This is a genomic window from Glutamicibacter sp. NPDC087661, assembly GCF_044743275.1.
Lineage (GTDB): Bacteria > Actinomycetota > Actinomycetes > Actinomycetales > Micrococcaceae > Glutamicibacter.
In genome coordinates, this window is record NZ_JBIUWE010000001.1 from 1,219,178 (window position 1) to 1,231,974 (window position 12,797).

The 12,797-nt window shown below is 61.4% G+C and carries 10 protein-coding genes; 3 read left to right on the forward strand and 7 right to left on the reverse strand.

The genetic code is table 11. The features are described 5' to 3' along the window. Window positions 1-15 precede the first annotated feature (15 nt). A complete protein-coding gene (locus ACIOTN_RS05815) occupies window positions 16-207 on the forward strand; it encodes a CsbD family protein (protein ID WP_105657701.1) in 192 nt (63 codons plus the stop codon). A gap of 128 nt (window positions 208-335) precedes the next feature. On the opposite strand, the gene ACIOTN_RS05820 is transcribed toward ACIOTN_RS05815, so the two are convergent. The 5 genes from ACIOTN_RS05820 to ACIOTN_RS05840 form a co-directional block, all read right to left on the reverse strand. Next, a complete protein-coding gene (locus ACIOTN_RS05820; protein ID WP_402734907.1) occupies window positions 336-812 on the reverse strand; it encodes a pyridoxamine 5'-phosphate oxidase family protein in 477 nt (158 codons plus the stop codon). A 102-nt stretch (window positions 813-914) separates the two neighbouring features. Then, window positions 915-2,045, reverse strand: a complete 1,131-nt coding sequence (locus tag ACIOTN_RS05825) for a YihY/virulence factor BrkB family protein (RefSeq protein WP_402734908.1) — start codon at window positions 2,043-2,045, stop codon at window positions 915-917. A 132-nt stretch (window positions 2,046-2,177) separates the two neighbouring features. Next, window positions 2,178-4,280: a catalase gene (locus tag ACIOTN_RS05830; protein ID WP_133833470.1), complete on the reverse strand. Its 2,103-nt coding sequence runs from the start codon at window positions 4,278-4,280 to the stop codon at window positions 2,178-2,180. A gap of 234 nt (window positions 4,281-4,514) precedes the next feature. Continuing rightward, on the reverse strand, window positions 4,515-5,735 hold the full coding sequence (locus ACIOTN_RS05835) for an ammonium transporter (RefSeq protein WP_105657853.1): 1,221 nt from the start codon (window positions 5,733-5,735) through the stop codon (window positions 4,515-4,517). Window positions 5,736-5,955: 220 nt separating this feature from the next. Beyond that, window positions 5,956-6,270 (reverse strand): hypothetical protein, encoded by a 315-nt coding sequence (locus tag ACIOTN_RS05840; protein WP_105657697.1) that lies wholly within the window; start codon window positions 6,268-6,270, stop codon window positions 5,956-5,958. A gap of 378 nt (window positions 6,271-6,648) precedes the next feature. Here ACIOTN_RS05840 and ACIOTN_RS05845 point away from each other — a divergent pair, with 378 nt between their 5' ends. Next, the gene (locus ACIOTN_RS05845) at window positions 6,649-7,323 is read left to right on the forward strand and encodes a DNA-3-methyladenine glycosylase (RefSeq protein ID WP_133833471.1); all 675 of its coding nucleotides are present in this window, start codon (window positions 6,649-6,651) and stop codon (window positions 7,321-7,323) included. Window positions 7,324-7,387: 64 nt separating this feature from the next. Here ACIOTN_RS05845 and ACIOTN_RS05850 read toward each other — a convergent pair whose 3' ends face one another. Together ACIOTN_RS05850 and ftsY are read right to left on the reverse strand one after the other, a co-directional pair. Next, window positions 7,388-9,520: an acyltransferase family protein gene (locus ACIOTN_RS05850; RefSeq protein ID WP_133833472.1), complete on the reverse strand. Its 2,133-nt coding sequence runs from the start codon at window positions 9,518-9,520 to the stop codon at window positions 7,388-7,390. A gap of 439 nt (window positions 9,521-9,959) precedes the next feature. Next, complete coding sequence (gene ftsY / locus ACIOTN_RS05855; RefSeq protein ID WP_105657694.1) at window positions 9,960-11,141, reverse strand: signal recognition particle-docking protein FtsY; 1,182 nt, start codon at window positions 11,139-11,141, stop codon at window positions 9,960-9,962. A gap of 176 nt (window positions 11,142-11,317) precedes the next feature. Here ftsY and ACIOTN_RS05860 point away from each other — a divergent pair, with 176 nt between their 5' ends. Continuing rightward, complete coding sequence (locus ACIOTN_RS05860; protein ID WP_133833473.1) at window positions 11,318-12,553, forward strand: MFS transporter; 1,236 nt, start codon at window positions 11,318-11,320, stop codon at window positions 12,551-12,553. Window positions 12,554-12,797: the final 244 nt, after the last annotated feature.

A 12,797-nucleotide genomic window follows, 5' to 3' on the forward strand; every position in this document is an offset into this window, starting at 1 on the left:
CAGGAGGTAAGAATCATGGGAATTGGAGACAAGATCCAGAACAAGGCCCAGGAAGCATCTGGCAAGGCCAAGGAGGCCTACGGCGATGCCACTGATAATGAGCGCCTGCAAGCCGAAGGCGTGAAGGACCAGGCCGCCGCCAAGGCAAAGCAAGCAGGAGAACACGTCAAGGACGCCGCCAAGGATGTCAAGGACGACCTGTCCTAAACCGCACCACCAGCTATGCCCCATGGATACGAATCCATGGGGCATAGCTCTGTGCCAGGGCACGGGCACAGCAATACGGCCGCTGCTCCGGGAATTCGGAGCAGCGGCCGTTGGCGGTTTTCGGCGTCCTAGAGTTCGACGCTATTCGAGTCCCCGGGCTCGGCAGGTTTTCCGGTGAGCTTCTGCTTCACCCAGCCGGCCACCAGGCTCGCCGCCCCGCCGGGATTCTCCCAGTATTCGGCGGAGTCGGCATCGATGCGCAGCAGCACCGTCTGCGCAGATTCCGGGCCTTCGCTGGCGAAGGTCTCCACCGCGGCGTTCCACAGTTCCTTCTTCTTGGCGACATCGAGCACCACCTCGGCGTGGCCGCTGACCGACACCCACGCCTTGGATCCGCTGAACGCGGCATTGACCAGTCCCTGGGCCCGGATTTCCTGGACAATCCCGGCGTCGGCGGCAGAGAAGAACCAGAGTTCTCCTTCGTCGGTGGCTTCAATCAGCGTCAGGGGGCGGCTGGCCAGCCGTCCAGCGCTGAGGGTTGAGACCATGGCGATCCGCAGGTCCTGGATGATGCTGATGACTTTGCTTGCCTCGTCGTTGGCCATGATGAGCTCCTTTGTCTTGGAATGATCTGGTCGTTTCACACGCTACCGAGGTGCCGGCCCGCGCCAAGGGGCGCCCAGGCGATGGCCAGCTTCGGCGCCTGCTCAGCTTTCCGGGTTCCGCCTGGATTCCGGATCCGCTTGCTCTTCGGCGTCCAGCTCGCTGGCGAAACGCAGCTGCCGTCCGTCGCTGATGTCCTGCTCTTCTTTTTCCTCCTGCTTCATGCTGGCTTTGGTATCCCGCGGCGGAAGCTGGACCGAGCGTTCGGCCGCAATCCCCGCCTGCAGCTGGCGCCCGCGCTCGGCTTCCGCGTCGAAGACCGCGCCGAACAGCAGCGACAGGTTGGCGATCCACAGCCACAGCAGCAGCACGATGACCCCGCCGATGGCGCCGTAGGTCTTGTTGTAGTTGCCGAAGTTCGAAACGTAGAAGAAGAAGCCGACGGTCGCTACCGCCAGCACGAGCAGCGCGATGGCCGAGCCGAGGCTGATCCAGCGGAACTTCGGTTGCTTCACATTGGGAGCCTCGTAGTAGAGCACGGCCACCAGCACAATCGCGCACAGCACGATCACCGGCCATTTGGCGATATTCCATATCGCCACCGCGCCCTCGCCCAGCCCCATGGCGTTGCCCAGCGCCTGGGCCAGCGGACCGGAGACGATCAGCAGCATCCCCAGCACGGACACGGCCACAAGAAGCACCAGTGTCAGCAGCAGCATCAGCGGGCGCAGCTTGTAGAACGGCCGGCCTTCGGCCACCTCGTAGATCTGGTTCATTGCCCGTCCGAACGCCCCGACATACCCCGAGGCGCTCCATAGCGCACCGAGCAGACCGGCAATCAGCGCCAGGCCTGCCGACGGGGCCGAGGCCAGCTGCTCGATGGGCTGGCGCAGGGTTTCGACCACTTCCTTGCTGGCCAGTTCCTGGATCAGCGAGAGGATGTTGCGGGTCATGTTCTCCGCCTGGCCGGCAACTCCGAGCAGGGAGACTACCGCCAGCAGGGCCGGGAAAATGGAGAGCATCGCGAAATAGGTCAGCGAGGCCGCCATGTCCGTGCATTTCTTCCGGGAGAATTCCCTGATGGAGCGCTTGGCCGCGTATTTCCATGACCTGGAGTGCATATCCGGCGGGGAATCGGGTTTGGATTCGGCATCGGGTCCAGGAGCGTGCCGGGCTTTGGCAGCGGTTTCGGCCGCGTTCCCGTTCCCGGCATGGCTATCGGTTCCTGAAGGCATCTTGCACCTCTTTTCATCAGCTATCTGTGCCAGTTGATTGCCGCCGGCCCTGCTGCTGGGCCAGGCCGGCGCGGCAGGCAAATCGAATCATGCACCTGCCGCGCCACCTGCTAGGCCAGCTGGGCCGCGCTGCTACTCGGCGACCGGGAAACGCTCCCACGCGCGGTGGGTGGACAGCAGCTGCTCCGCGCTTTCGGCCACCGCCGAAAGCTCGACCAGTGCGATGCCCGGCGCGTCATCTTCCAGGCCCACCGCTTGCAGCAGGCCATCGGAGAGCCCGTCCAGGGTGATGATGGCCTTGTTGTGCCGGTAGGCCTCCGCAACCAGCAACGCCACGCGCGGGTCGATGGGAACCCCGCCTGCCCCCAAGGCGCCGGCCTTGGCATCCAGCGCAACCGCGGCGTCCGGGGCCGGCGGCAACGGGCCGATGAGCACCAGCGCATCGAATTCGATGGAGCGCGCCGTCAGGTAGGTGCGGTCAATGGGCAGGTCCGGGGCCACCTCGCCGCCGGAGGCCGAAACGAGCAGCGGGGACATGCCCCGTTCGGCCAGCGCCTGGGCTATTGCTGGCACGTGCTGGTGGTTTCCGCTGTTGAATACCACCCCGACCTTGCGCCCGTCCACTGGCCAGGCTTTTCCGATCTGGGACAGCACGGGGCTGGCCACCGGATCATCCAGCTGCACTGCGGCCGGTGCCGGCAGGCCCAGTGCCTGGGCGACCCCGGCGGCCAGCTGGGTATCGATCTTCGCCAGGCATTCCACCTGCCGCTGGCGGATCGCGGTATCGGTGCACTTGCCCAGTTCAAAGGAGTAGGCCTGCTGCACGTGGGCGCGCTCCACGGCCGAGAGGCTGATGTAGAACAGGCGCGCCTGGCTGTAGTGGTCCGAGAAGCTGGCCGGCTCGGAACGCACCTTCTTTCCGGAGGCCACAGGCTGCGGGAAGTCCAGCGGAGGCTGCTGGCCAGAGAGAACCTGCGACATGTACGGGCAGCCGCCATCCAGCGAGTTCGGCTTGTACGGCGCGATGCCCTTGGGCACCCGGTGCTGGTGGAAGCCGTCGCGGAACATGTCGTTGACCGGAGAGTCCGGCGAGTTGATCGGGATCTGCGCGAAGTTCGGTCCGCCCAACCGGGTCAGCTGGGTGTCCAGGTAGGAGAAGAGCCGCGCCTGCAGCAGCGGGTCGTCGCTGATATCGATGCCCGGAACCAGATGCCCGGGGTGGAAGGCGACCTGTTCAGTCTGCGCGAAGTAGTTCTCCGGGTTGCGGTCCAGCACCATCTTGCCCAGCGGCTGGACCGGGGCCAGTTCTTCTGGCACGAATTTCGTCGGATCCAGCAGGTCGATGCCCTCGAAGACCCCCGAACCGTCGTCGGGGAAAATCTGCACGCCCAGTTCCCATTCGGGGTAGGCTCCGGCATCAATGGCTTCGGCCAGATCGCGGCGGTGGAAGTCCGGATCCGCGCCGGCGGCCAGCTGGGACTCTTCCCAGGCCAGCGAGTGCACGCCGAGCTTGGGCTTCCAATGGAACTTCACCAGTGACGCTTTGCCCGCCTCGTTGACCATGCGGAAGGTGTGCACGCCGAAGCCTTCCATCATGCGCAGCGAGCGGGGTATCGCGCGGTCGCTCATCTGCCACATCACGTGGGCTTGGGCAGGGGTATGCAGGGAGACGAAATCCCAGAAGGTATCGTGGGCCGATTGCGCCTGCGGGATCTCGGTATCCGGGTGCGGCTTCGCGGCATGGACCAGATCCGGGAACTTGATGCCATCCTGGATAAAGAACACCGGGATGTTGTTGCCCACCAGGTCGAAAATGCCCTCTTCGGTATAGAACTTCGTGGCAAAGCCGCGGGTATCGCGGGCCGTGTCCATCGAGCCGCGGGAACCGACCACGGTGGAGAACCGCACGAAGACCCGGGTCTGCTTTCCCGGCTTGAGGAAATCGGCCCGGCACAGCTCGGAGGCGTTGCCGTAGCTGATGAAGGAGCCGTGGGCGCCAGCCCCGCGGGCGTGGACCACGCGCTCCGGAATCCGCTCATGGTCGAAATGCATGATCTTCTCGCGCAGGTGGTGATCCTGCAGCAAGGTGGGCCCGCGCTCTCCGGCTTTCAGCGAGTGGTCGGTATCGCTGACGGGAGCTCCCTGGTTGGTGGTCAGGAATTCGCTGTCCTGGCCGGGGCCGGACAAGACCGGTTCCCCTCCCGGGCTTGCTTGCTGTTGTGGTTCGCTGGCCATGGCACTCTCCTAGCTGCTTGGGAATAATCGGCTGGTGAATGCCACGCTAGGGGCCGGTGCACCGCTGATGCCAGCGAACTAGGCGATTCCCATGATTTACACATGTGCCCGCCCCCGGGCGTGAACACGCCAGGACCGCCGGTGGCTGCATGGCCCACCGGCGGTCCTGGTAGGACGTTTCAGAAACGCCCTGCCCCTCGTGCTTGTGCTGCGTTATTTTCCAGATTCCGCTCCTTACTTGGAAACCAGCTGGTATCCATTTTCGTTGTGCTCCGCCTCGTCGATGCCGGCAATTTCGATATCTGCCGCGACACGCCATGGGCTGAACTTTCCAATGACCGTGGCGATGACCCAGGTCATCACCGCGGAGAAGACCATGACCACAATCAGGGTGGCTGCCTGGGCGATCAGCTGGGCGACGCCTCCGCCGTAGAACAGTCCGCCAGCGCTCTCCTCGGTTGGCAGGGCGAAGAAGCCCAGGAACAGGGTTCCGATCAAGCCGGCGACCAGGTGCACGCCGACAACATCCAGCGAGTCGTCGTAGCCCAGCTTCCATTTCAAGTTCACTGCCCAGGCTGCACCGGCGCCAGCCAGTACGCCCAGCAGCATCGCGGCCCACGGGGCCACATCTGCGCAGGAAGGGGTGATGGCGACCAGGCCGGCCACCAGGCCGGAGGCGACACCCAGCGAGCTGGGGCGGGAACCGCGAAGCTTCTCAACCAGGATCCAGCCAAGGACGGCCGCACCCGGAGCTGCCAGGGTGTTGACCCAGATGAGTCCAGCCTGCTCGACGGTGGTCGCCGCACCGGCGTTGAAACCGAACCAGCCGAACCACAGCAGGCCGGCACCGAGCATGACCAGCGGGGTGTTGTGCGGCTGCGGACGATCGTGGAAGTTGTGGCGCTGGCCCAACTTCAGGGCCAGGACCAGGGCTGCGATACCTGCGTTGGTGTGGACCACTGCGCCGCCGGCGAAGTCAATGGCTTCGCCGAAGATGCTGCCCAGGAATCCGTCTGCGGAGAGCAAGCCTCCACCCCAGACCCAGAAGGCCACCGGTGCGTACACCAGGGTGACCCACAGCGGGACGAAGAACAGCCATGGCGCAAAGCGGGCACGGTCGGCGATGGCTCCGGAGATGATGGCTACCGAGATCATGGCGAAGGTACCGGCGAATCCGGCGGCGAGCAGCTCGGACTGCTCGGTATTGTGCATGGCAAAGTCGCTGATTGGATTGCCGACGATTCCGGCGATGGCTGGTTCCCCGGCGGAGAACGAGTAGCCCCAGAGCACCCAGACAACGGCGGTGATCGCCGCGGCGGAGAAACTCATCAGCATCATGTTCACCACGCCGGTGGCGCGAGTCATGCCGCCGTAGAAAAGTCCCAGTGCCGGTGTCATCAGCAATACGAGTGCGGCAGCTATCAGGATCCATAAGCTGGCTACATCCAACTCCATCTGGATCACTTCCCCTCAAGGTATTCGGTGTATCGGTGGTGTTATGACTATCTAACGCGCCCGATGTTTCCGAACACTCGCTGCTTCGTTTCCGCTGTGTATCAAGTTCCTGCCGGGGGTAACGTTTGCTTCTCGGCAATGTTTCGCCGCCGTTTCGAACAGTTCACGGTGCTGCTGGCCGACGGTCAAAAGAACAGCCCGGGGCGGACGCCGGCAGCGGCTATAGCCGCTTGATCTTCACGACTCGGGACTTCGGCACCGTAGGGGATCCGCCGATTCTCGTGTCGTAGCTCAGGGATCCGGTCACCGTGGCGGTGATTTGGACGATGCCCTCGGCCACGACGCCATCCGGCGCCTCGCAGTCCGCCAGGCCGTCACCGGCAGTGAACATCGGATTGTGCTCGTAGTCGTATTTGCCCACCTGCGCGTGGCTCAGCTCGGTATGGAAGGTGCATGGACCGGTCGCGGAGTCGAACTGGGTGACCAGCCCGTAGAGAATCACATTCTGATCAATGTGCGAGTCCGGTTGCTTCATGATGTGCGCCAGAGCACGCTTGGTGACCTTCTTGGCCTTGTTGGCCGTGGCTTTCTCAGCCGCGGCTGCGCGAAGCTCTGCTGCTTCTTCCTTGGGGCCAGGGCCAATTGCACTTCTGCTTCTGCCAGCTGGGCTTGCAGTGCTTCCTTTTCAGCAGCTATGGCTGCGCTCGAGGTTTGCGCAGCCTCAAACTCTTCTGCCGATACCCCGCAGGCAGCCATCGATAGAATTCCGGCCAGTGCGGTTGCAGTTGCTAAGAACCTTTTCATGCTCATTCCCCATTTCACGAGTGCGAGTTGCTTGAACCCCCAAGTTTCAAGTACCCATGATCCTTACAGGGGCCGGGGACAATTTAGCTGGAGCAGGCACACTGGAAGCATGGACCGATCTTTCTTCTTGCCCGATGCCTTGGACGTTGCGCCCCGGTTGCTCGGGGCAGTACTCACCGTGGATTCCAGTGATGGACCGGTCAGCGTGCGCATCACCGAAACCGAAGCGTACATGGGCCTGGGAACCGCAGGGCCCTATGATCCGGGCAGCCACTCGAAGGACAGGAAAACCGATCGCAACGCGTCCATGTTCCTGGAACCCGGGCACGCGTACGTGTACTTCACCTATGGAATGCATTACGCCCTGAATTTCGTTTGCTCACCGCCAGGAGCTGCGTCCGGGGTGCTGATACGTTCTGGCGAAATTATTTCCGGCGCCGACCTGGCCCACGCACGAAGACTGGAGAAGCGGCCCATCCGCTACGCCCGCAATCCCATCCCGGAAATCCAGCTGGCCCGTGGACCGGGGAACTTGGCCACCGCATTGGGACTCACGAGATTGGAACATGACGGGCTGGATCTGTTCGCTGCACCCTTTACCCTCCATGCTGCCTCTGGTCCCCCGGAGGCTTTGCGCACCGGACCCCGTGTTGGCGTCGCGGGGATAGCCGGCGGTCCGCAGTTCCCCTGGCGATTCTGGCTGCCCGATGAGCCAAGCGTTTCCGCTTTTCGCCCGGGCCGCGATGCTCCTGGGGCAGTCACGGGCATCAGGAATCAGAAATAGGCTCTGGCTGCAACGCAATTAATGCGTTGAAGCCAGAGCCTATCGAGCAAGGTGCCGCAAAGCCCTATGCTGCCGGGAACAGTTCCTTCGAATCCAGTTCCTTCTTCAGCCGGGATTCCAGGGTCTGGGACAGGGACTCGGCAAAGGTTTCGGTCAGGTGCGAGTGGTCCCAATAGGCCACGATGCCACCGACTACCGCAAAGCAGCGTCCGTCCTCGCACAGCTGGTCATTCATGTCGACGTCGATAATATTCGGCTTATCCAGGGCCTTCACCGCGTCGGCTTGCGGATCCATCGGAATCCATTGCTTCGCCTCGCCACTGCATTCGCTGAATTCGCCATCGCTGGAGGCCACGCAGTCAGGCACATTCTCCACGGTCTCCCCCGGGAAGGACGTATCCCGGATGACCGCTACAGCGGCGCCGGTGCCGGCCCAGTCCTGGAGAATCTTTTCGTAGGCCTTCTGGGCAGGCTCAGCGGTGTTTTCCATTTCGTATCCGGAAACCGGAAGGGACTGGCGGTTGGAGCTGATCACCAGATCATAGTCTTCCTTTTCGATCTGCTTGGTCACCCAGCTGCCATAATCAGCGCAGCCCTTTTCCCGTGCCTTGGAGTCAAAGACCTGGGGTTCGCCCATGACGGCGCATCGGCTGGCCAAATAGGTATCAATACTCCAGCCATTCTTCTTCGCCATAGGTTCCAAGGCAGGAATCCACTGGCCTGCATGCGAGTTTCCAACCAGTGCTACCTTGATCTTGCCATCACCGTAGTTGCATACCGGGCGGTCCTTGTAGTCGGCGTCCTGGCTGGCGAAGCAATCGTCCTTGTAGACAACCGGCTTGTCGGTCTTCGCAACTACCGGGGCGGGAGCCACCGGCTGGTAGGCCGTCTCGATATTCACTGCTTCACCGCATGATTCACTGAGCGACGCGGCACCGAAGCAGTCTTCGCCCAGCTCCTTTTCGACCTGGGCCAAGGCCTTGTCGACGTCTTGGGCGTCATTGATAATGCGTTCGGTGTTGAGGTAGAAAGCTCCGGCAACCAAAGCCAAGACGAGGCTGCCCGTGGCAAGGAAGCGTGGCGCCGTGAGCAGTACCGAGGCGTCAATGAACTTACGGAATCGAACCTCGACAAGCTTCTGCGTCAAAACAGCCAAAACCAGCGTCAAGGCCAGGGCAATGATCTTCTGGGGCCATTTGAAGTCATCCACCATGAACGGCATCAGGATCAATAGCGGCCAATGCCAGAGGTAGATGGCATAGGAATTGTCACCGAAGAACTGGAACGGCTTGCTGCTCAAGAACATGTTCGGCGAGTACTTATGCGTGGAATGGCAGAGCAGGATCAGTGCGGTGCCGAATACGGGAATCGCTGCGATGTATCCGGGGAACGGCATCTGCCCGGTAAAGGCCACCGCGCTGAATGCGATGGCAAGGACTCCGCCCCACGACCCGATCAAGCTCATCGCATCCTTCTTGGCCGCATGCGCACGCGCTCCCAAAGCCGCCACCAGGGCGCCTGCCGAGAATTCCCAGACTCGGGTAAAGGTCGAGAAGTACGCGCTGCCCGGTTCAGTCGCGGTTGCGTATAGCGAGTATCCGAAGGAAATCAAGAAGACGGCGCTGATTCCGGCCAACGCGGCGGTTGCCGGCTTGATTCCGGACTTGATTGCGGCGAAGATCAGCACGCCGATCAGAATTGGCCATACGAAATAGAACTGCTCTTCTGCAGACAGGGACCAGAAATGCTGGAAGGGGCTTGGAGCTTCGCCTTCGGCAAGGTAATCGACCTTGGTCAGTGCCAGGTACCAGTTCTGGAAGTAGAACGTCGCGGCCATCGCTTGCAGCCCCCAGTCCTGCCACACCGTGGACGGTGCGAAGAACCAGATGCCCAATACGCTGGCCAGGATCACCAAGAAGGAGGCAGGGATCAGCCGCTTGACTCGCCTCATCCAGAAATTGACGACATCGCCAATATTCTTCGGCGGCTTGGCGAGCAGATGCGAAGTGATCAGGAATCCCGAGATCACGAAGAACACGTCGACTCCGACGAAGCCGCCGGGCAGATAGTGCCCCCAGAAGTGGTACAGCACGACAACACCTACGGCGATGGCGCGCAGGCCCTGGATGTCCATGCGGAAAGCCCTGGGCTTAGGGTCCTGCTTGACTGGTATGGGCAGGTCTTGGTTCGACGACACTTCTGGATGGATCCTTTACCGGCTGGTCTGACCGCACGGGGGCATCCAGAACCAACCGGAGTATCCCTCATGCAGTGCGTACAGATTGAAGGGACACATTTCCCCAGAAAACATCTTTACCCAAGTAGTCTGGACGTTTTCTGTAGCGCTGGTCACTGCCTCCTTGGGTGACCTGCGGCCAGAAGGCGCCCGAAAAGTTCCATTCACTCACTGACTAGATCTTTTCCGTAGAGGCCCCAAGGAAAGTTTCGGACCCAGGAGCGAGTGGTGTGACTGACCTCACTGCAAGATTCCCTTGATTCCAACCCCTGTGCGCGCCCCATGGCCCAGCAGGAACAAAACCGCTCTGTGCAGGATTACAGATGCGCAGCGCCCGCTTAAGCAAGATCTCCCCGCCGCAGGAAACGACGGGGAGATCAAGAAAATATGGAATTATCGATTAGCCTTCGAGCAGTGCGTCCACGAAGTCTTCCGGGTTGAATGGCGCGAGATCATCCGGACCCTCACCCAATCCCACCAGCTTCACCGGAACACCGAGCTGACGCTGGATAGCCACGACGATGCCGCCCTTGGCAGTACCGTCGAGCTTGGTCAGCACGATGCCCGAAACGTTGACAACCTCGGAGAAGACCTTGGCCTGCTGCAGGCCGTTCTGCCCGGTAGTCGCATCGAGGACCAGCAGGACTTCGTCAATGGTGGCCTTCTTCTCGACCACTCGCTTGATCTTGCCCAACTCGTCCATCAGGCCGACCTTGTTCTGCAGGCGGCCGGCAGTGTCGATCATGACGATGTCGACTTCCTGCTCGATGCCCGCGGAAACGGCTTCAAAGGCAACGGAGGCCGGGTCGGCGCCGTCGATCTCGGAACGCACGGTAGGCACGCCCACGCGGTCGCCCCAGGTAGCCAGCTGCTCGGCGGCGGCCGCACGGAAGGTATCGGCAGCGCCCAGCAGGACGTCCTTGTCTTCCGCAACGAGTACTCGCGCCAATTTGCCGATGGTGGTGGTCTTGCCAACACCGTTGACACCGACCACCATGATGATGCTTGGGCGGTCCGGATGCGGTTCAGGCAGGTAGCTGCGGTCCAAGCTAGGATCCACCAGCTTGAGCAGTTCCTCGCGAAGCATTGCCTTGACGCGAGCCGGGTCCTTGCTGCCTTCAATCTTCACTCGTTCACGCAGTGCGTCAACAAGCTCAAGTGCAGGCTCGGTACCCAGGTCTGCCATCAGCAGGTTTTCTTCAATCTCTTCCCAGACATCCTCGTCAATCGAGTCTTGGCTGAGCAGGGCCAGCAGGCCCTTGGAGAACATGCTGTTGGATTTTGTCAGTCGCGCACGCAGCCGGGCCAGACGGCCCTGCACTGGTTCTGGAACATCGAGTTGTGGCGCAGCAGGTGCGGCAGGCTCTTGGACCGCGACAGGCGCATCGCTTGCACCGGCAGTGTCCGCTGCGGCATCAGTATCGCCCTCAGCACTCTGGCCAGCTGGCAAGTCGTCTGCATCGCGCTCTGACGTATACGGAGTCTTAGGCTTGCGGCCCTTGGTGACGAAGGCAATGACGCCAATGGCCACCACGGCAACAACCGCGACAATGATGATGGTTAATATAAGCGAATCAGACACGCTCTAAATCGTCTCATATCTCCAACCATTTAGGGATCATATGGCAGGCAGCACCAGCATCAGCGCATTTTGCATTCAAGGCTAGACTGGCAGGTGGGTTGCTTAGCCCCGTTCGTCGTTCCAGAAAGGCTGAGGGTTACTGCTCGCTGAGCGGCAGAACCATCTGTTCAATTGATATGGCATTGAAAACCACCCGTGCTGCCAAGGCGCCCATCCCCCAAGAGATCAGCGTATTGCTGGTTGCGGCATTCATCATCGCATTGGGTTTCGGGCTCATCGCCCCCATCTTGCCCCAGTATGCAGTGAGCTTTGATGTCGGCAATGCGGCCGCCACTATTATTGTCAGCATTTTCGCCTTTACCCGATTGATTTTCGCACCGGTAGCAGGCGTCCTGGTAGGGAAGCTCGGCGAGCCCAAGATCTACGTCACCGGCGTTCTGCTAGTTGCGGTATCGACTTTGCTTTGCGCTGTGGTCCAGGACTATACGCAGCTATTGATTGCTCGTGGACTGGGCGGCTTCGGGTCGACCATGTTCACCATTTCAGCCATGGCATTAATTGCGCGCCTGGCTCCGGAGAAATCCCGTGGACGCATCTCGGGCTTGTATGCCGGCTCGTTCCTCTTGGGCAACGTCTTCGGCCCGGTTCTTGGAACCTTGCTTGCCCCGCTGGGCATGCGTATTCCGTTCTTGATTTACGGCACCGCCCTGGTGATTGCCGCAGGCGTGGTCTACATGGCCTTGGGCCGTCGCCGCGATCTGGATGCAGATGCGGCAAACCCGCGATCAAGGCATTCCGATATTGAAGTGGTGACCACCCGCGAGGCGCTGGTCTCCCCCGCCTACCGGGCGGCATTGTTCTCCGGATTCAGCTACGGCTGGCTGGCGTTCGGCGTGCGCAACAGCATGATCCCGCTTTTCGCCTTGGCCGTGTTCGGCCAAACCATGGGTGCCACGGCCGCCGGAATCTCCATGACGGTGTTTGCCATCGGCAATGGTTGCGCGCTGGTGTTCTCCGGTCGCCTGACAGACAGCATTGGACGCAAGATCCCCGTGGTCCTTGGCATGAGTGTCCTGCTCGTGTCCATTGGCGCGATGGGGTATTCGACCTCCCTGGTTGGCTTCATCGTCTTCTCGGTCCTGGCAGGCATTGGCGGCGGGCTGCTGGGCCCAGCACAGCAAGCGTCCGTGGCTGACGTGATTGGTTCCGGCCGCAACGGCGGCAAGGCACTGGCCGGATTCCAGATGTGCACCGATCTAGGCTCCATCATCGGCCCGCTGCTGGCCGGGGCCATGGCCGACATGATCAGCTTCCAATTAGCCTTCAACATTTCGGCTGTCGTGGGCCTGGTCGGAGTGGTTGCCTGGCTGTTGGTTCCAAAGACCATAAAACCGGTGGAATTGGCCGATTAAGCAATTCCGCAGTTTTAGATTTCCCTTGGCATCGGCGGCGATATTAATTCCCGGAATCTTGCCGGGAAACATCGGGTAGATATACTAGCAAAGGCTTTCGCCATTTCACTTGCACTCGATTATTCAGGGGAATCCATGCCGGCTATCCGGACGCGACGATCCAAAGCTCTATCAATTGCGGTTATAGCCGCACTTTCCATCCCGCTTTCTGCTGGTCCGGGGTTCGCCTCGCCAACAGAAGAGC